This window comes from Streptomyces mauvecolor (assembly GCF_039532965.1).
GTDB classification, from domain to species: Bacteria; Actinomycetota; Actinomycetes; order Streptomycetales; family Streptomycetaceae; genus Streptomyces; species Streptomyces violascens.
In genome coordinates this window covers 219261-236516 of sequence record NZ_BAAASQ010000010.1, presented here as the reverse complement: position 1 = coordinate 236516, position 17256 = coordinate 219261, and the positions used below count along the sequence as shown (strand labels likewise).

At 72.1% G+C, this 17256-nt stretch carries 19 protein-coding genes and 1 riboswitch; of the genes, 7 read left to right on the top strand and 12 right to left on the bottom strand.

Annotation, left to right across the window (positions count from 1 at the left end):
• Positions 1-100 precede the first annotated feature (100 nt).
• Together trpS and ABD346_RS16010 are read right to left on the bottom strand one after the other, a co-directional pair.
• Positions 101-1114, bottom strand: a complete 1014-nt coding sequence (gene trpS, locus ABD346_RS16015) for a tryptophan--tRNA ligase (RefSeq protein WP_344375396.1) — start codon at positions 1112-1114, stop codon at positions 101-103.
• Between the two features lie 212 nt (positions 1115-1326).
• The gene (locus tag ABD346_RS16010; protein WP_344375395.1) at positions 1327-2598 is read right to left on the bottom strand and encodes a serine hydroxymethyltransferase; all 1272 of its coding nucleotides are present in this window, start codon (positions 2596-2598) and stop codon (positions 1327-1329) included.
• 28 nt (positions 2599-2626) lie between these two features.
• Positions 2627-2717: riboswitch (ZMP/ZTP riboswitch) on the bottom strand.
• A 91-nt stretch (positions 2718-2808) separates the two neighbouring features.
• On the opposite strand from ABD346_RS16010, the gene rocD reads away from it, so the two are divergent.
• The gene (gene rocD, locus ABD346_RS16005; protein WP_344375394.1) at positions 2809-4044 is read left to right on the top strand and encodes an ornithine--oxo-acid transaminase; all 1236 of its coding nucleotides are present in this window, start codon (positions 2809-2811) and stop codon (positions 4042-4044) included.
• A gap of 12 nt (positions 4045-4056) precedes the next feature.
• On the opposite strand, the gene ABD346_RS16000 is transcribed toward rocD, so the two are convergent.
• The 3 genes from ABD346_RS16000 to ABD346_RS15990 form a co-directional block, all read right to left on the bottom strand.
• A complete protein-coding gene (locus tag ABD346_RS16000; RefSeq protein WP_344375393.1) occupies positions 4057-4731 on the bottom strand; it encodes a hypothetical protein in 675 nt (224 codons plus the stop codon).
• Between the two features lie 230 nt (positions 4732-4961).
• Positions 4962-5345 carry a hypothetical protein gene (locus tag ABD346_RS15995; protein ID WP_344375392.1) on the bottom strand — a complete coding sequence of 128 codons (384 nt, stop codon included), beginning with the start codon at positions 5343-5345 and terminating at the stop codon, positions 4962-4964.
• 1 nt (position 5346) lies between these two features.
• The gene (locus ABD346_RS15990; protein WP_344375391.1) at positions 5347-7122 is read right to left on the bottom strand and encodes a hypothetical protein; all 1776 of its coding nucleotides are present in this window, start codon (positions 7120-7122) and stop codon (positions 5347-5349) included.
• A 273-nt stretch (positions 7123-7395) separates the two neighbouring features.
• Here ABD346_RS15990 and ABD346_RS15985 point away from each other — a divergent pair, with 273 nt between their 5' ends.
• Positions 7396-8091, top strand: coding sequence for a polysaccharide deacetylase family protein (locus ABD346_RS15985; protein WP_344375390.1), 696 nt, complete (start codon positions 7396-7398; stop codon positions 8089-8091).
• Positions 8092-8139: 48 nt separating this feature from the next.
• Here the strand turns inward: ABD346_RS15985 and ABD346_RS15980 are convergent, their stop codons facing one another.
• Both ABD346_RS15980 and ABD346_RS15975 read right to left on the bottom strand, forming a co-directional pair.
• Entirely contained in the window at positions 8140-9321 is a 1182-nt protein-coding gene (locus ABD346_RS15980) for a glutathionylspermidine synthase family protein (protein ID WP_344375389.1), read from the bottom strand.
• An 11-nt stretch (positions 9322-9332) separates the two neighbouring features.
• Positions 9333-9602 carry a hypothetical protein gene (locus ABD346_RS15975; protein WP_344375388.1) on the bottom strand — a complete coding sequence of 90 codons (270 nt, stop codon included), beginning with the start codon at positions 9600-9602 and terminating at the stop codon, positions 9333-9335.
• Between the two features lie 141 nt (positions 9603-9743).
• Here ABD346_RS15975 and ABD346_RS15970 point away from each other — a divergent pair, with 141 nt between their 5' ends.
• Positions 9744-10604 (top strand): hypothetical protein, encoded by an 861-nt coding sequence (locus ABD346_RS15970; protein ID WP_344375441.1) that lies wholly within the window; start codon positions 9744-9746, stop codon positions 10602-10604.
• A 29-nt stretch (positions 10605-10633) separates the two neighbouring features.
• Here ABD346_RS15970 and pdxR read toward each other — a convergent pair whose 3' ends face one another.
• Complete coding sequence (gene pdxR, locus ABD346_RS15965; RefSeq protein ID WP_344375387.1) at positions 10634-12040, bottom strand: MocR-like pyridoxine biosynthesis transcription factor PdxR; 1407 nt, start codon at positions 12038-12040, stop codon at positions 10634-10636.
• Positions 12041-12086: 46 nt separating this feature from the next.
• On the opposite strand from pdxR, the gene ABD346_RS15960 reads away from it, so the two are divergent.
• The 3 genes from ABD346_RS15960 to ABD346_RS15950 are packed head-to-tail and all read left to right on the top strand — an operon-like array spanning position 12087 to position 13782.
• Positions 12087-12584, top strand: a complete 498-nt coding sequence (locus ABD346_RS15960; RefSeq protein WP_344375386.1) for a carboxymuconolactone decarboxylase family protein — start codon at positions 12087-12089, stop codon at positions 12582-12584.
• Positions 12585-12589: 5 nt separating this feature from the next.
• Positions 12590-13066: a carboxymuconolactone decarboxylase family protein gene (locus tag ABD346_RS15955; protein ID WP_344375440.1), complete on the top strand. Its 477-nt coding sequence runs from the start codon at positions 12590-12592 to the stop codon at positions 13064-13066.
• On the top strand, positions 13054-13782 hold the full coding sequence (locus tag ABD346_RS15950; protein ID WP_344375385.1) for an isocitrate lyase/PEP mutase family protein: 729 nt from the start codon (positions 13054-13056) through the stop codon (positions 13780-13782). The genes ABD346_RS15955 and ABD346_RS15950 overlap by 13 nt, the downstream gene beginning before the upstream one ends.
• Before the next feature lie 68 nt (positions 13783-13850).
• On the opposite strand, the gene ABD346_RS15945 is transcribed toward ABD346_RS15950, so the two are convergent.
• Both ABD346_RS15945 and ABD346_RS15940 read right to left on the bottom strand, forming a co-directional pair.
• Positions 13851-14357, bottom strand: coding sequence for a hypothetical protein (locus ABD346_RS15945; protein ID WP_344375384.1), 507 nt, complete (start codon positions 14355-14357; stop codon positions 13851-13853).
• Positions 14357-14602: a helix-turn-helix transcriptional regulator gene (locus ABD346_RS15940; RefSeq protein ID WP_344375383.1), complete on the bottom strand. Its 246-nt coding sequence runs from the start codon at positions 14600-14602 to the stop codon at positions 14357-14359. Before ABD346_RS15940 ends, ABD346_RS15945 begins: the two co-directional genes overlap by 1 nt.
• Positions 14603-14653: 51 nt before the next feature.
• Between ABD346_RS15940 and ABD346_RS15935 the strand changes: the two genes are divergently transcribed.
• Positions 14654-14971 carry a hypothetical protein gene (locus ABD346_RS15935; protein ID WP_344375382.1) on the top strand — a complete coding sequence of 106 codons (318 nt, stop codon included), beginning with the start codon at positions 14654-14656 and terminating at the stop codon, positions 14969-14971.
• Between the two features lie 63 nt (positions 14972-15034).
• Here ABD346_RS15935 and ABD346_RS15930 read toward each other — a convergent pair whose 3' ends face one another.
• Together ABD346_RS15930 and ABD346_RS15925 are read right to left on the bottom strand one after the other, a co-directional pair.
• Positions 15035-16024 carry a malate dehydrogenase gene (locus ABD346_RS15930; protein WP_344375381.1) on the bottom strand — a complete coding sequence of 330 codons (990 nt, stop codon included), beginning with the start codon at positions 16022-16024 and terminating at the stop codon, positions 15035-15037.
• 185 nt (positions 16025-16209) lie between these two features.
• Positions 16210-17205 carry a helix-turn-helix domain-containing protein gene (locus ABD346_RS15925; protein ID WP_344375380.1) on the bottom strand — a complete coding sequence of 332 codons (996 nt, stop codon included), beginning with the start codon at positions 17203-17205 and terminating at the stop codon, positions 16210-16212.
• Between the last annotated feature and the right edge of the window lie 51 nt (positions 17206-17256).

Below are 17256 nucleotides of genomic sequence, written 5' to 3'. Positions count from 1 at the left end.
TGGTGTCGGTCGGATGCTGTGTGCTGTGCAGTGTGAGTGTGACGGGATTGCCGTCGGCTGACCAGAGCCCTTCGGCAGGGCTCCGGCCGGGCCGTCCGGTTCAGTGCTTGGCGGGCAGCAGGCCGACCCTGTCGTACGCCGTCGCCAGCGTCTCGGCGGCGACCGTGCGGGCCTTCTCGGCGCCCTTGGCGAGCAGCGAGTCCAGCGTCTCGGGGTCGTCCAGGTACTGCTGCGTACGCGTGCGGAACGGCGTGACGAACTCCACCATCACCTCGGCGAGGTCCGTCTTGAGCGCCCCGTACATCTTGCCCTCGTACTCGGCCTCGAGGTCGGCGATCGTCTTGCCGGTGAGGGTGGAGTAGATGGTGAGCAGGTTGGAGACGCCGGGCTTGTTCTCGGTGTCGTACTTGATCACCGTGTCCGTGTCGGTGACCGCGCTCTTGACCTTCTTGGCCGTCGTCTTCGGGTCGTCGAGGAGGTTGATGAGGCCCTTCGGCGTCGACGCCGACTTGCTCATCTTGATCGACGGGTCCTGAAGGTCGTAGATCTTGGCCGTCTCCTTGAGGATGTACGGCGCCGGGACGGTGAACGTCTCGCCGAACCGGCCGTTGAAACGGTCGGCCAGGTCGCGGGTGAGCTCGATGTGCTGGCGCTGGTCCTCGCCGACCGGGACCTCGTTGGCCTGGTAGAGCAGGATGTCGGCGACCTGGAGGATCGGGTACGTGAAGAGGCCGACGGTCGCGTTGCCCGCGCCCTGCTTGGCCGACTTGTCCTTGAACTGGGTCATCCGGCTGGCCTCGCCGAAGCCGGCCAGGCAGTTCATGATCCAGGCGAGCTGGGCGTGCTCGGGGACGTGGCTCTGGACGAACAGCGTGCAGCGCTCGGGGTCGAGACCGGCGGCAAGGAGCTGGGCCGCGGCGAGCCGGGTGTTGGCGCGCAGCTCGGCCGGGTCCTGCGGGACGGTGATCGCGTGGAGGTCCACGACCATGTAGAACGCGTCGTGGGACTCCTGCAGCGCCACCCACTGGCGGACCGCGCCGAGGTAGTTGCCGAGGTGGAACGAGCCTGCGGTGGGCTGGATTCCGGAGAGCACGCGGGGACTAGTCGAGGCCATGCTCAGCATTCTCTCAGGTGGGCGCGCCCACGCGGAAACCCCGCGCTTGTGACCGGCCCCACAGGTGCCCCACCCCTGCGGGGGCCCCGACCCCGACCCCGCTCCTCACACGCGAGCGCCCTTCAGGCGCGATACGGGGTCTGGGGCGGAGCCCCAGGAAATCAGTTCAGCCCACCCACCCCGGAGGGGCCGGGGAAGGGGCGGGGAGGGGCTCAATCCAGGGGGAGCCCCGGGGCCGGGTACGAGGCCATCAGGTCGGCCACCTCGGCCCGGATCGTCGACAGGGCCGCCTCGTCGCCGGCCCGCCCCGCCGTCACCCCCCGGTCGATCCACTCCGCCACCAGCGGCATGTGCGAGACGTCCAGACCCCGGGACGTCAGGGACGGCGTGCCGATGCGGATCCCGGAGGGGTCGAAGGGCTTCCGGGTGTCGTACGGGACCGTGTTGTAGTTGACCACCAGACCCGCCCGGTCGAGCGCCTTCGCCGCCACCTTCCCCGGCACGTCCTTGGGCGTCAGATCCATCAGGATCAGATGGTTGTCCGTGCCGCCCGACACCAGGTCGAAGCCCCGGGCCAGCAGAGCTTCGGCCAGCGCCTTCGCGTTGGCCACCACCTGGTGCGCGTACGCGCAGAACGCGGGCTGCGCCGCCTCGTGCAGCGCGACCGCGATCGCCGCGGTGGTCTGGTTGTGCGGGCCGCCCTGGAGCCCGGGGAAGACCGCCTTGTCGATGGCCTTCGCGTGCGACTCCCGGGACATCAGCATCGCGCCCCGCGGACCCCGGAGGGTCTTGTGCGTGGTGGTCGAGATGACGTCCGCGTACGGGGCCGGGGACGGGTGGGCGCCGCCCGCGATCAGGCCCGCGATGTGCGCGACGTCCGCGACGAGCACCGCGCCCGCCTCCCGCGCGATCTCCGCGAACGCGGCGAAGTCGATGGTGCGGGGCAGCGCCGTACCGCCGCAGAAGATCAGCTTCGGGCGCTCCTTGAGGGCGATGTCGCGCACCTCGTCGAAGTCGATCAGGCCGGTGTCGGCGCGCACGCCGTACTGCACGCCCCGGAACCACTTGCCGGTCGCCGAGACGCCCCAGCCGTGCGTGAGGTGGCCGCCCATCGGCAGGGCCATGCCCATCACGGTGTCGCCGGGCTCGGCGAACGCGAGGTACACGGCGAGGTTGGCGGGCGAGCCCGAGTACGGCTGGACGTTGGCGTGCTCGACGCCGAACAGGGCCTTGGCGCGGTCGACGGCCAGCCTCTCGACCTTGTCGATGTTCTGCTGGCCCTCGTAGTAGCGACGGCCCGCGTAGCCCTCGCTGTACTTGTTCTGCAGGACCGTCCCCGAGGCCTCCAGGACGGCCGTCGAGACGTAGTTCTCGCTGGGGATCAGGCGCAGGGTGTCCGACTGGAGCCGCTCCTCGGCGGCGACGAGCGCGGCCAGCTCCGGGTCGGTGGCGAGCAGGGCGGGGTGGGAAAGGGGAAGGCTCATGGCGTCCTCCGGGTCCGTTGACAGGTTCCCGGGGTGCCCAGGCGGGCGGCACCTCGTGCGGCAGGCCGCGCACGGCTCCCCCGGGGTCGCTTCCCCGCTCGCCAGTCGCCGTGCGTACCGAACACCCTACCGGCCACCTCCGACGGCAAGGTTTCTTCGTCCGGCATCCGAGCGACGATAGAAAAGGGCACCACCAACGCCCCATGCCGCATGACGATCGGAGAACCCGTGTCGACACACGCCGTGACCGAAGACGCCATCCGTTCCGCCGAGGCACACAGTGCGCACAACTACCATCCCCTGCCCGTCGTGGTCGCCTCCGCCGAGGGCGCCTGGATGACGGACGTCGAGGGGCGGCGCTATCTCGACATGCTGGCCGGCTACTCGGCGCTCAACTTCGGCCACGGCAACCGCCGGCTCATCGACGCGGCGAAGGCCCAGCTGGACCGCGTCACGCTCACGTCGAGGGCGTTCCACCACGACCGCTTCGCCCAATTCTGTACGGAGCTGGCCGAGTTGTGCGGCAAGGACATGGTGCTGCCCATGAACACGGGTGCGGAGGCGGTGGAGACCGCCGTGAAGACCGCCCGCAAGTGGGGCTACAAGATCAAGGGCGTACCGGACGGGCAGGCGAAGATCGTGGTCGCCCGGGACAACTTCCACGGCCGTACGACCACGATCGTCAGCTTCTCCACCGACCCGGAGGCCCGCGCGGACTACGGCCCGTACACGCCGGGCTTCGAGATCGTCCCGTACGGCGATCTCGACGCGATGCGGGCGGCGGTCACCGACGACACCGTGGCCGTGCTCCTGGAGCCCATCCAGGGCGAGGCCGGCGTGCTCGTCCCGCCGGCCGGATACCTGGCGGGTGTAAGGGAGTTGACCCGCGAGCGGAACGTGCTGTTCATGGCGGACGAGATCCAGTCCGGGTTCGGCCGCACCGGGAAGACGTTCGCGTGCGAGCACGAGGGCGTGGTGCCGGACGTGTACATCCTGGGCAAGGCGCTGGGCGGCGGTGTGGTCCCGGTGTCGGCGGTCGCCGCGTCGTCGGAAGTGCTGGGCGTGTTCCGGCCGGGCGAGCACGGCTCGACGTTCGGCGGGAACCCGCTGGCCTGCGCGGTCGCCCTGGAGGTCATCGCGATGCTGCGCACCGGCGAGTACCAGCAGCGCGCCACCGAGCTCGGCGACCATCTGCACCACGAGCTCGGACTGCTGACCGGCGCGGGCGCGGTCGAGGCGGTCCGCGGGCGCGGGCTGTGGGCGGGCGTCGACATCAATCCGTCGTACGGGACGGGCCGGGAGATCTCGGAGAAGCTGATGGACCGCGGGGTCCTGGTCAAGGACACCCACGGCTCGACGATCCGGATCGCCCCGCCCCTGGTCATCAGCAAGGAGGATCTGGACTGGGGCCTCGACCAGCTGCGCGCGGTCCTGGCGGAGCGATAGCCGCCGGCGTCCTCATGGGGATGGGCAGTCGGAGCCGGAGCAGAAGACGCTGAGCGCGGTCTTCAGGGTCTGCTCCTGCTCGGGCCACGCCTCGGCGGGAGCCGCGGAGAGCACTGCGTAGTGCTGGCCGCCGGGCGTCAGGAACGCGTAGTCCACCACCTGGCGCCGGTGGCCGAGCTGCTGGTTGTCGTACGCGTAGACGAGCCGTGCGGCCCGCGGGGCGACCCCGGGCACGGTCGCGTCGTTGCCGAGGCCGATCTCCTGGTACCCGGGGTTCTTCGCCAGCTCCCCCGAGGTCTGCTTCAGGGCGTCGTACGGGCTCAGGCCCGCCTCGGAGACGAGGTACACCTGGATGAGGCGGGTGCGGTCGGCCGAGTTGTAGAACACGCCCTTGGACCCCTGGTCCTCACGGGTCCAGCCCTGCGGTACGTAGAGCCTGAACCCCCTCGGATCCTGGGTGAGCCGGAATCCTGCGGGCACGGTGGCGGCGGGCGCCGCGGATGCCGGGGCGGAGGGGCTGCTCTTGTCGTCGCCGGTCCGGTCCGGGGTGCCGGAGGGCGCGCCGGAGGCGGGCGGGCTCGCCGCAGCGTTCGGGTGGTGCGTCCCGCCGCGGGCCAGGAGCCAGCCGCCGCCCGCGCCGGCCACCACGACGAAGACCATCGCCGCCACGACGACGGCGACGGGCACGCGGCGACGGGGGCCCGGCTCGGGGAGCGCGGGCGGGACCGGGTGCGTGCTGTCGTACGGACCGTGGGGGCCGGGTGCCGGGGGCGGCACCTGCGGGACCGGCGGAGATGTGGGCGGAGGTACCGGTGGGGGCGGTGGAGCCGCCGGGGAAGCGGCGTCCCGAACCGTCTCCCACTTCTGGGTGGCCGCGTTCCAGCGGACCTCGTCGTTGCCGCCACTCACCAGGGCTCTCACATCCCGATCAGGTCGCGGACCCGCTGGACCAGCGTCTCGCCCGAGGCGAGGAGGCCCGTGAGGGCGGTGGCGCCGGTGAGCAGCTCGCCGAGGCGGGCGAGGCGGCCCGGGGTCGCCTGCCCTTCGGCACGGATCTCGTCCTCGGTCCCGGCGAGTTCGGCGTCCAGGGCGCGGGTCTGGTCGTTGCGTACGAGCTGGGCGAGTCCGGCCCTGAACTCCACGATGGCGTCCAGGAGTTGGAGGTGGGCGTCGTCGGGCGCGGCCGCGCGGTAGACGCTGGTCACCTTGTTGTGGTCGCCGACCGAGACGGACCCGGTCACCCCGCTGATGTGGACGGATCGCTGGTTCCGCTGCGTATTGCCGTCATCCGGTGTGGTCATCTCAGCCCTCGTTCCTGACGGTGTTGTGGTCGCCGACGCTGATCGCACCCCGGGAGTTCTCGATCATGACGCCGCCCTGTGCGACATTGACGATCTTCTGCTCGAACTGCCCGGTGTCGTACCCGGCTTCGTACAGGGCGCTGCGCACGCCACTGGTCACCCTGTCCTCGATGGACTTCACGTAGCGCCGGTAGTCCATCGTCTGGAAGAGGGAGGTGTCGGGCGCCGCGGCCAGTTCGCGCACCGAGCGGGCGGGGCCGTCGGGCAGCGCCCGGCCGTATCCACCGGTGAGGCGGTGCCAGGTGGAGCCGATCGCGCGGGCCACCACGAGCAGCGAGCGGAACGCGGAGCCCGGGGTGCGCATCAGGGCCCAGGCCGCCTTGCCCAGGGGGGCACGGCAGTTGAAGTCGTGGGCGGCGCGGTCGGCGCGGAAGAAGTCCTCGCGCAGCGGGGGCAGGACGTGCGGCGCGATCTCCAGGACCAGCATGCCGCCCTGCGTGTGGACGCGTACGAAAACGGTGGTGACGAGGTGTTCCTCCCAGCCGCCGACCCGGATCCGCAGGAAGTGCCTGCGCGCCTCGCCGCCCTCCTCCAGGGCGGCGGCGCGGTGCTGCTCGAAGTCGCCGTCGCGGTACGGGGCGTGGGCGCGCGAGGGGAGCCCGTCGACGGGCAGGAAGACGTACTCGGTGACTTCGAGCTGGCGCAGCCGGTCGCGTACGGCGAGGGCTTCGGCGGCCACCGTGGGCGCGGGGATGCGGAGCTGGGCGATGAGGGGTTCGACGATGCGCAGGATCTCGGCGTTGCTCACCCGGGCCGGGCTCCGGTCGCCGAGCGACGTGCGGGGGCGCAGCTGGATGGTGACCGACCAGGGGTCGAACGGGTCGCCCGCGCCGCGGAAGGGGGCGTCGGCGCGGTAGACCGCGAGGCGGGCGTGCTGCTCGACGCGGATCATCGCGGCAAGGCGCTTGAGCCGCCCGTTGTCGTTGTTCTGGGCGGGGTCGGCGGCGAAGTCCTGGAAGCCTTCGGACGACAGCTCGCCCGCCATGATCCGGGCGAACTGGAGGCGCTGCAGGCCGACGCAGAGTGCGATCACGGCGAAACAGCCGGCGACGCCCCAGGCGAGACCCGGGCTGAAGCCCTGGCTCGCGGCGTCGAAGGTGCCGCCGCCGAGCAGCCGGGCGGGGCCGGTGACAGCGGTGGGCACGGAGTTGGCGCCCTCGAAGCCGTCGCCGAAAGCGTCGTACCCGCCGTTGCCGCTGCTCCCGTACCTGTACGCGCCGTTGTGCGCATCGGAGTCGAACCCGCCGAACAGCGAGATGACCAGCACGCCGCCGAACAGCGCCAGGAGCACCCGGGCCCACCAGCGCAGGAGGAACGCGGGGACGGTGCGGTACCAGGGGGCGGGGCTCGCGGTGCCGCGGATGAGGCGGGCGATGCCGAGCTGGAGGCAGGGGCCGAGGACCAGGAGGAGGGCGGTCCGGGTGACGACCACGCCGAGTATCCAGACCACCAGGATGCCCAGCGCCCAGGCGATCTCCAGGTTCCGGGCGCGCAGTGCGTGCGCGAGGACGCGGGCGGCGTCGAAGCCGAGGGAGGGGGCGGTGACGCGCTCCTCGTGGACGTACAGCTCGTCGATGACGGCGTCGCGGTACTCCTCGTCGAGGTAGGTGCCGGCGGCCATGAGGCGGGTGGCCTCGCTGAGCGAGGGGTGCACCGGCGGGAGCCCGCCGGGCTGCCCCGCCGCCTGCGCCTGCTGCGGCACGTGAGCCTGCGTCATGTCCTGCTCCCCGGGGACGGTGGGCGTACTCGGCGCCTCACCAACCTCCTTCCCCTGAAGGTGAGTTCGAGGCGCGACCAGGGTGGACATGGTAGCGACGAGGCGGGGTGCACGCCGCTCTGTTCACACCGTCCCCACGGGTTCCGCGGAGGCACACGGAAGGGGCAGGGGGAGCACGGAGGGGGCGCATCGGGAGCCTCACTCGCGGCGCGGGCCGATGGGGCCAACTAGCCCTCTTGACAGGGGATTTGGTCTGGACCAATGATGCCGGTCATGCCGAGCCCCCGCATCGCCCGTCGCCGCGCCCGCCGCGCCGCCCTCGCCGTCCTCGCACCCGTGCTGCTGCTCGCATGCCTCGCCGGGCCCGCGCGGGCGGATGCCGCCTGGCCGGAGCCGGTGCCCGTCGTCTCCCACGTCGACACGGCGGACCCGGTCGTCTTCCTCACCATCGACGACGGCTGGAACCACGACCCGGCCGCGCGGCAACTCCTCCTGGACCGCCAGGTCCCGGCGTCCCTGTTCCTGCTGCCGGGGGCGTACTCGTACGACGCCGAGTACTTCCGTACGCTGCTCGACCACGGACCGGCCGCCGTCGAGAACCACACGGTGAACCACCCCGATCTGACGACGCTGCCGGAAGCGGGCCAGAAGTCCGAACTGTGCGGGGCGCGCGAGCAGGCCCTCGCCCAGTTCGGCCTCGAACCACGGCTGGCCCGGCCGCCGTACGGCGCCTACGACGCGACGACGCGGCGGGTGGCCCGGGAGTGCGGAGCGAAGGCGCTGGTCACATGGACGTACGACTTCACGACGTGGTCAGGGGTGACCCCGCCGACGCCCTCGCTGCGGGCGGGGGACATCGTGCTGCTGCACTTCAACGACACGGTGTCGGCGGACCTGGCGCGGGCGCTGGCCGCGGCGGACGCGGCGGGGTTGCGGGTGGCTCCGCTGCGGTCGTACGTGCCCGAGTGACACCCGGGAGTCCGCCCGGGGTCCGGGGCGCAGCCCCAGGGCTCGGCCTCAGCGGATCACGTGCGGTACGAACCTCGCGTACTCGTCCGTGACGAGCCCCGCGGACTCGCGGATGCCCAGGCCCGCCGGCTCGGACTCCACCACCCACGCACCCAGCACCACCCGGTTCCCCGAGAAGTCCGGCAGCGGGGCCAGCTCCTGGTAGCAGCAGGGCTCTTCGGGCCGGGCGGGGGCGGACCCCGGGGGGTGCAGGGTGACGCCCGCGCCCTCCCGGCCGAGCAGGGGCTTCGCGACGTAACCCGAACCGGAAGCCAGGTCCCGCGGTCCGTCCAGGTACGCCGGAAGCAGGTTCGGATGCCCCGGGTACAGCTCCCACAGCACCGCGAGCAGCGCCTTGTTGGAGAGCAGCATCTTCCACGCCGGCTCGATCCAGCACGTCGTCCCCGTGCCGCCCCCGTTGTCGAGGGTGTCGAGCACCTGCGGCCCGAACGCGTCCGAGGCCAGCCACTCCCACGGGTACAGCTTGAAGCAGGCCCGGATGAAGCGGAGGCGGTCGTCCACGAAGCGGCCGGTGATGCTGTCCCAGCCGATCGACTCGACCGACAGCGCCTCCGTGTCGAGGCCCGCCTGCTCGGCCGTCTCGCGCAGATAGGCGACCGTCATGAGGTCCTCGCCGAGCTCGTCGGTGTCGGAGTGGGCGAAGTGCACGGGCCCGGCCGGCAGCAGCGGCGCCTGCCGCTTCCACGCCTCGACGAGGCGCTCGTGCAGCGAGTTCCACTGGTCCGCGCCGGGGAAGCGGTCCTCCATCCAGAACCACTGCGCGCTCGCCGCCTCCACGAGCGAGGTCGGGGTGTCCGCGTTGTACTCCAGCATCTTGGCGGGTCCGGTCCCGTCGTACCGCAGGTCGAACCTGCCGTACAGCGACGGGAGTTCGCCCCTGCGTCGCCACGACTCCGCCACCAGGTCGGCAAGGCGGCCGTCCATGATGCCCAGGTCCGCGAAGCGGCCCTTCTCGACGATGTGGGCCGCCGCCGCCAGGCACATGGCGTGCAGTTCCTCGACGGTCTCCTCCAGCGCCTCGACCTCGGGCAGCGTGAACGAGTAGTACGCGCTCTCGTCCCAGTAGGGGCGCAGCGAGTCGTCGGGGTAGCGGGTCAGCGGGTAGATCAGGCCCTGTTCCTCGACGGTCCGCTGCCAGTCGGGGCGCGGTTCCGTCTCATGCCGTTCCATGCTCCAGCCCCTCAGCCGCCGCTGGAGTCGCTGTGGCCGCCGAACCCGCCGCGCGAGACGCCGGACTTGTCGAAGGAGCCGCCGGAGACCTTGCCGCTGCGACTGGACCCGCCGTAGTAGTACTGACCGGTGCCGCCGCTCTTGCACTCGTACTTCGGCAGTTCCTTGTACGTGACCGGGTTGACGCAGCGCCGGTCCGGCTCGTCGCTGCACGCGGTGAGCGTGGCGGCGAGCACTCCCATCCCGCCGAGCACCACCGTCGCGGACCTGAACCTTCGCATCGCGGATCTCCCCCGTTCTCCTGCCGACTCTGCTGTGGGACGTGTTTTGGCCACACACTAGTTCCCGGCCATCGGCGACCTGCCCCCGGGCTTTCCCCGCCCTCCGGACCTGCGGCTACAGTCCCCCCTGTGTTCTTCGGGATGATCTGCGCGCTTGCGTCCGCGGTCTGCTTCGGTACGGCCACCGTCCTCCAGGCCGCCGCGACGCGCGCCGCCGAGCCGGGTACGGGGGCGGGCGCCGGTTCCGGTGTCGACGCGGCGCTGCTCCTGCGCGCCGTACGCCAGTGGCGCTATGTCGCGGGTCTCGCGCTCGACGGCCTCGGCTTCGTCTTCCAGATCCTCGCGCTGCGCTCGGTGCCGATCTACGCGGTCGGCGCGGCGCTCGCCGCCTCGCTCGCGGTGACCGCGGTGGTCGCGGCCCGCCTCCTCAAGGTCCGGCTCTCCGGTACGGAGTGGGCGGCGGTCGGGGTGGTCTGCGCGGGCCTCGCCCTGCTCGGGCTTTCGTCCGGCGCCGAGGGCAAGGAGGCGGGCCCCGCCTCCCTGCACTGGTGGCTGCTCGGGGTGGCCGCCGCGGTGCTGCTCGCGGGCGCGGTCGGGGGCCGGCTGCCGGACCGCGCCCGGGCGCTGGTCCTCGGGCTCGGCGCGGGCTGCGGGTTCGGTGTGGTCGAGGTCGCGGTCCGGCTCATCGACGACCCCTTCGACCTGACGAACCCCGCGCTCTACGCCCTGCTGCTCGGCGGCGGAGCCGCGTTCCTGCTGCTCACGTCGGCGCTTTCGCGCGGCTCGGTCACCACGGCGACGGCGGGCATGGTCATCGGCGAGACCATCGGACCGGCCGTGGTGGGCGTGGCCTGGCTGGGCGACCGCACCCGGGACGGACTCGGCTGGCTGACCGTCACCGGCTTCGCGGTGGCGGTGGCGGGCGCACTCGCCCTGGCCCGCTTCGGCGAGGCCCCGGAGCCGGACGCGGAGCCCTCGCTCCAGGACGTGCCGGGGCGCTGAGACCGGCCGTACCCCCTACGGCCGTACACCTACGGCAGCACGTTGCACAGCGCGTCCAGCGCCCCCGCCCACCCCGAGTCCGACGGCGTCCCGTAGCCCACCACCAACGCGTCCCGTTCCGGGGTGAGCTCGGGGTGGCGGTAGCGGGAGAGGCCTTCCAGGGCCAGGCCCTGCCAGGTGGCGGCTCGGATGATGGAGCGCTCGGTGCCGGGCGGGAGCTCGACCAGGGCGTGCAGCCCGGCCGCGATGCCGCTGACCCGCGCCTCGGGGGCCCGCTCGGCGAGCGCGGTCACCAACTGGTCGCGCCGACGCCGGTAGTGCAGCCGCATGCCGCGCACATGGCGGTCGTACGCGCCGGACCGGATGAACTCGGCCAGCGTCAGCTGGTCCAGCGAGCCGTTCGCCCACTCCCCGCCCTTGGCCTGGACGACCTCGCCCACGAGATGTTCGGGCAGCACCATCCAGCCCAGGCGCAGCCCCGGAGCGAGGGACTTGCTCGCGGTGCCGATGTAGACGACGTGCTCGGGGTCGAGGCCCTGGAGCGCGCCGACCGGCTGGCGGTCGTAGCGGAACTCCCCGTCGTAGTCGTCCTCCACGATCAGCCCGCCCGTGGTGCGCGCCCAGTCGACGGCCGCCGCCCGCCGGTCGGGCAGCAGCGGCACCCCGATCGGGAACTGGTGCGCGGCCGTCATCAGCACCGCCCCCACCCCCTTCATCGCCCCCAACTCCTCGGTGCGGGTGCCCAGGTGATCGAGGGGCAGCGCCGGGGTGCGCAGGCCCGCGTCGGTCAGCACCTTCCAGTGGAAGTCGAGGCCGTACGACTCGACCGCCACCTCCCGCGCCCGGCGGGCCCGCAGCACCTTCGCCATCAGCATCAGGCCGTGCAGGAACCCGGAGCAGACGACGATGCGGTCCGGCGAGGCGTACACGCCGCGCGCCCGGGCCAGATAGTCCGCCAGGACCGTGCGCAGCTCGACGCGGCCGCGCGGATCGCCGAAGCCGAAGGCCTCGTCCGGGGCGTCGGTGAGCGCCCGGCGGGCCGCCTTGAGCCATTCGGCGCGCGGGAAGGAGGCGACGTCGGGCGAGCCCGGCATCAGGTTGTACGTGGGCCTGCGGCGGGTCGGCAGGCGCCGGGCGTGGCTCCGGTCGGGGCGGGCCACGGCGCGCTGGGCCACCGTCGTTCCGGAGCCCTGGCGCGCGGTGAGCCAGCCCTCGGCGACCAGTTCGGCGTAGGCGTCGGCGACGGTGTTGCGGGCGATCCCGAGGTCGGCGGCGAGCGAGCGCGAGGACGGCAGCCGGGTGCCGGGGGTGAGCCGTCCCCCGCGTACGGCTTCGCGCAGCGCGTCCGTGAGGCCCGAGCGCAGGCCCGCGCCGCCCACGTCGATGTGCAGATCGACACCGAGAGTTTCCGGAGAAGTGGCCCAGGATTTCACCATGGGAATGGACCATACCTGGGTGCCACACGCCCCGTACCTTCGTTCCATGACCACGAACGAGACCAAGACGTACGCACCCGAGCAGTCCCCCCGCCTCCAGTGGGCCAAGGCCGCGCCCGAGGTCTACAAGGCCATGATCAAGCTGACCGCCGCCGCCGAGCGCGGGCTCGACCCGGTGATCGCCGAGCTGGTCAAGATCCGCGCCTCGCAGCTCAACCACTGCGCCCTGTGCCTCGACATGCACTCCAAGGACGCGATCGCGGCCGGCGAGTCGGTGGAGCGGATCGTGCAGCTCAGCGCCTGGGAGGAGTCGGCGCACTTCTACACGGAGAAGGAGCTCGCGGCGATCGAGCTGACCGAGGCGGTCACGGTCCTCACCGACGGCTTCGTACCGGACGAGGTGTACGAGAAGGCCGCCAAGCACTTCGAGGAGACCGAGCTCGCGCAGCTCATCTCGACCATCGCCGTGATCAACGCCTGGAACCGCTTCGGTGTGACCTGCCGCGGCGCGGCCGGCCACTACACCCCCGGAATGTACAAGTGAGCTCAGTGGCACGGGAGTTCCAGGTCCCCGAGGGCGTCTACCTGAGCCTCGCGGGGCTCAGCGCGACCGCCAAGCGGGGCCTGGGCGACCCGGTCCTCGCCGAGCTGGTGATGATCCGTGCGTCCCAGCTCAACCACTGTGCCTTCTGCCTGGACATGCACCTCGCGGCCGCCCGCAAGGCCGGCGAGGCCGAGGAACGGCTCGGGCTTCTGGCGGCGTGGGAGGAGGCCGGCGACCTGTTCACCCGGCAGGAGCGCGCGGCCCTCGCCCTCACCGAGGCCGTCACCGTCCTCACTGGGGGCACCTCCCGGACGAAGTCTGGGGGAGGCTTCGTACCCGACGCGGTGTACGAGAAGGCCGCCGAGCACTTCACCGAGACCCAACTCGCCCATCTCATCGCGGCGATCACCGTCATCAACAGCTGGAACCGCCTGATGGTGACCCGCCGCACGGCACCCGGAGAAACCGAATGGCACAGCTGAACCCTGCCGCCGCCTTCCGCGCCCTGCACCAGGGGCGCACCCCCGGCGATCCGCTGATCCTGCCGGGACCCTGGGACGCGGCCAGCGCCCGGGTCTTCGAGGAGGCCGGCTTCCCTGCCCTGGCCACGCCGAGCGCTGGGGTCGCGGCGTCGCTGGGGTACGAGGACGGTTCGACGCCGGCGGACGAGATGTTCGCCGCCGTGACCCGGATCGTGCGGTCCGTGTCGGTCCCCGTCTCGGCGGACATCGAGGGCGGCTACGGCCTCGACCCCAAGGAGCTGGTGGACCGGCTCCTGGAGACGGGCGCGGTCGGCTGCAACCTGGAGGACTCCGCCCAGGGCGCCCTCAAGGACCCGGCCCGGCACGCCGGCTGGCTGGCCGAGGTGCGCGCGGAGGCGGGCGACCGGCTGTTCATCAACGCCCGCGTCGACACGTACATCCGCGGCCTGCCCGAGCTGGACGCCGCGATCGCGCGGGCTCGGGCGTACGTGGCGGCGGGCGCGGACGGCGTCTACCCCTTCGCGGCCCCGGCCGAGCACCTGCCGGAGATCGCGAAGGCGGTACCGGTTCCGGTGAACATGGCGGTCCTGCCGGACGCCCCGGGACCGCGCCGCCTCGGCGAACTGGGCGCGGGCCGCATCACGTTCGGCCCCGGCCTCCAGATCCGCGCGACGAACGCGCTGCGGGACATCGCCCGCCAGGTGCGCGAGCTGTAGCCGCCGTACGCAGATGAGGGTGCCCCCGGCCGCACAAGGCCGGGGGCACCCTCGCATCCGCGGACCCGCTACTCGTCGTCCGGCTCGTCCTGGGCGCGCAGACCCGCCACCCACATCGGCATCAGCCAGTGCACGACGAGGACGCCGAGGAGCACCCGGAAGACCGTCGTTCCCCCGAGGGCGCCGCCCGCCATCCCGTATCCGCCGACGGCGACGGCGGCGAGGAACAGCAGGGCGGTGGTGATCCGGTGGGCGCGGGCCAGGACCTCGCTGCGCTCGGCGCGCTGGCGCTCGTCCAGGGCCCGGCGGCGCAGTTCGAGCAGGCCGCGCGTCGAGGCGTTGATGGCGCCGGTGGCCACGCACCACGGCAGCAGCAGCGCGAGCAGCAGGCACACCGCGACCACCGAGTCGTCGAGCACGCTGGCCAGGAAGGCCGCCACGAACACGGCGGTCAGCGCGATGTGCACGGCGACCAGAACCCGCCTGCGCCCCGCCGTCGCGTACAGCGGCGCCGCCTCGCGCCGGTTCATGGTCTGCTGCATCCACCGGTCGTAACGCGTCAGCTGGGCGTTCATCACTGGTTCCTCCCGTAGGCCTCGTCGGTGAGCGGGCGGAACGGTTCGAGGGAGAACAGCGCCTCCACCGGAAGCCCGAAGTACTGCGCGATCTTCAACGCCAGGTCGAGGCTCGGGTTGTACTGCCCCCGTTCGATGTAGCCGATGGTCTGGTAGTGGGCGCCCACTGCCTCGGCCAGGCTCTGCCGCGACACCTTGCGCTCGGCACGCACCATCGCCAACCTGTTGTGCACCTGCTCGCTCATGTATAAGAAGTACTACATTGCTGAGCAGACACACAACAGCGGGGAGTTTTCATGTTTGGGCGCAAGGAGCTTGCGGTGCTGGTGCTGCGCGACGCGGACACCGTGGTGCGGGCGCTGCGTGAGGCACTGGAGGGGGCCGGCGAGGCGGAGCGGCCGGGGCTTGAGGCGGCCGTCGAGATGGCCGAGCGGGCGGCGGCCGTGCCGGACCGCGAGCTGCGTGCCCGCTGGGTGCGCGAGCAGCGGGCCTCGGTCGGTTACCAGGGGCCGGACGACGAGTCGGTGCACGCCGTCAAGGCGCTGCGCCAGGCCCAGCCGGGGCTCAGCCTGCTCTCCGCCGTACAGCTGACGAAGGACGCGGCGGCGAAGTAGCGGGAAACGGGCGAAGCCCCGGCAGTGGCTGCCGGGGCTTCGTCGGAAGACGTGCTGCTGGGCTCAGATGAGGCCGAGCTCGCGGACCGCGTCGCGCTCCTCGGTGAGCTCCTTGACGGAGGCGTCGATGCGCTTGCGGGAGAACTCGTTGATGTCCAGGCCCTGGACGATCGAGTACTTGCCGTCCTTCACGGTGACCGGGAAGGAGGAGATGAGGCCCTCGGGGACGCCGTAGGAGCCGTCCGACGGGATGCCCATGGAGGTCCAGTCGCCCTCGGCGGTGCCGTTGACCCAGGTGTGCACGTGGTCGATGGCGGCGTTGGCGGCCGAGGCGGCCGAGGACGCGCCACGGGCCTCGATGATCGCGGCGCCGCGCTTGGCGACGGTCGGGATGAACTCGTCGGCCAGCCACTGCTCGTCGCCCACGACCTCGGCCGCGTTCTTGCCGGCGATCTCCGCGTGGAAGATGTCGGGGTACTGGGTCGCCGAGTGGTTGCCCCAGATGGTCAGGCGCTTGATGTCGGAGACCGTGGTGCCGGTCTTCTTCGCCAGCTGCGAAATCGCCCGGTTGTGGTCCAGACGGGTCATCGCGGTGAAGCGCTCGGCCGGTACGTCCGGGGCCGAGGCCTGCGCGATGAGCGCGTTGGTGTTGGCCGGGTTGCCGACGACGAGGACCTTGATGTCGTCCGCGGCGTTGTCGTTGATGGCCTTGCCCTGCGGCTTGAAGATGCCGCCGTTGGCGGACAGCAGGTCGCCGCGCTCCATGCCCTTGGTGCGCGGGCGGGCGCCGACGAGCAGGGCCACGTTGGCACCGTCGAAGGCGACGTTCGCGTCGTCCGTGATGGTGATGTCGCGGAGCAGCGGGAAGGCGCAGTCGTCGAGCTCCATGGCGGTGCCCTCGGCGGCCTTCAGAGCCGGGGTGATCTCCAGGAGGCGCAGGTTGACCGGCACGTCCGGGCCGAGCAGGTGACCGGAGGCGATGCGGAAGAGCAGCGCGTAGCCGATCTGGCCGGCCGCGCCGGTGACGGTGACATTCACGGGAGTGCGGGTCATGGCGATCTCCGTTAGAAACAGCGGGTGGTGGGGGTGGTTGCCCCTCGTTTCCGGGCACCCCGTACGCCGGAAACCTGACGTGCGACCGTCTGAATCTTGACGTGAAGAGATGTCCAGCGGTCAGGCTATCCGACCCTGGGCGTCCCACACCCCCGTACACCTGTGGGACGCCTCACGCTGATCGATCATTGACCGGTAGTGGCCGTTCCCGCCTTGCCCGTGGCACCCGCGGCGGCCTTTCCGGCGGCGCAGCCGCTCTTCCCGCTCTTCAGCGTGGCGCACGCCTTCGCGGCCGCCGGGCCGTCGACGGCGAGCATCTTGGTGTACGTGTCGCGGTACGCGTCCGCCACCACCGCGTCGCCCGCCGTGCCGCCCGAGCTGATCTGCACCCGGTCCCCGGGGGCGACCTGCTTGAGGCGGGCCCAGGCGGCCCCGCACGTCTTGCTGTAGCGCACCTCGACGACCGCGACGCCGACCTTGGCGCTCCCTACCGTCTGGACCAACTTGTCGGTGCAGCCCATCGCTTCGGGGTCCTGACCGGTGCAGGAGGCGGCCACGCACTTGACCCCGGCGGGCAGCACGGGCGCCGACGCGGAGCGGCTGGGAGCGGGCTTGGCCTGCTGCTTGTCGTCGCTCCTGCCGAGGTCGGTGAGGAGCACGGCGGACGTGATGACGAGCAGCGCGCCGACCACCCCGGCCAGGAACATGATGATCCGGCGCCGCTGGTGGCCCGGGGCGGCGGGCGGCTTGGGGGCCCACTGCTTCGCCTGCTTGGGCCGCCGGTCGGTGAGCCCCGCGCTGGGCGAGTGGGCGCGCACCCCGCCCGGCGGCTCGACCGGCCCGAACTCGCCGAGCGCGGCGCGCGCCTGCGCGACCTGCGTGGCACCCATGGTGCGGTCGTGCCGCTGCTCGGAGCGGCTCCAGGCCCGCTCGGCCAGCTCCCACATGGTGGTCAGATGGACGGGGTTGGTGCCGGTCACCTCGGCCAGCGCGAGGACGGCCGCCCTGGGGGCGAGGAGGCGGCCACCGAGATACCGCTCCCAGGACGTCTTGCTGTACCCGGTCCGGTCGGCTATGGCGGCGACGCTGAGCCCGCTGCGGTCCACCAGCCTGCGCAGCTGGCTCGCGAACTCCCGCACCTGCGGATCGAGTTCCTCCGGCAGCGCCTTCCAGCGAGGCATCGCTTCCCCCAAATGTCCGTCACTACCCCCAGGGATGCACGGGCCCAGGAT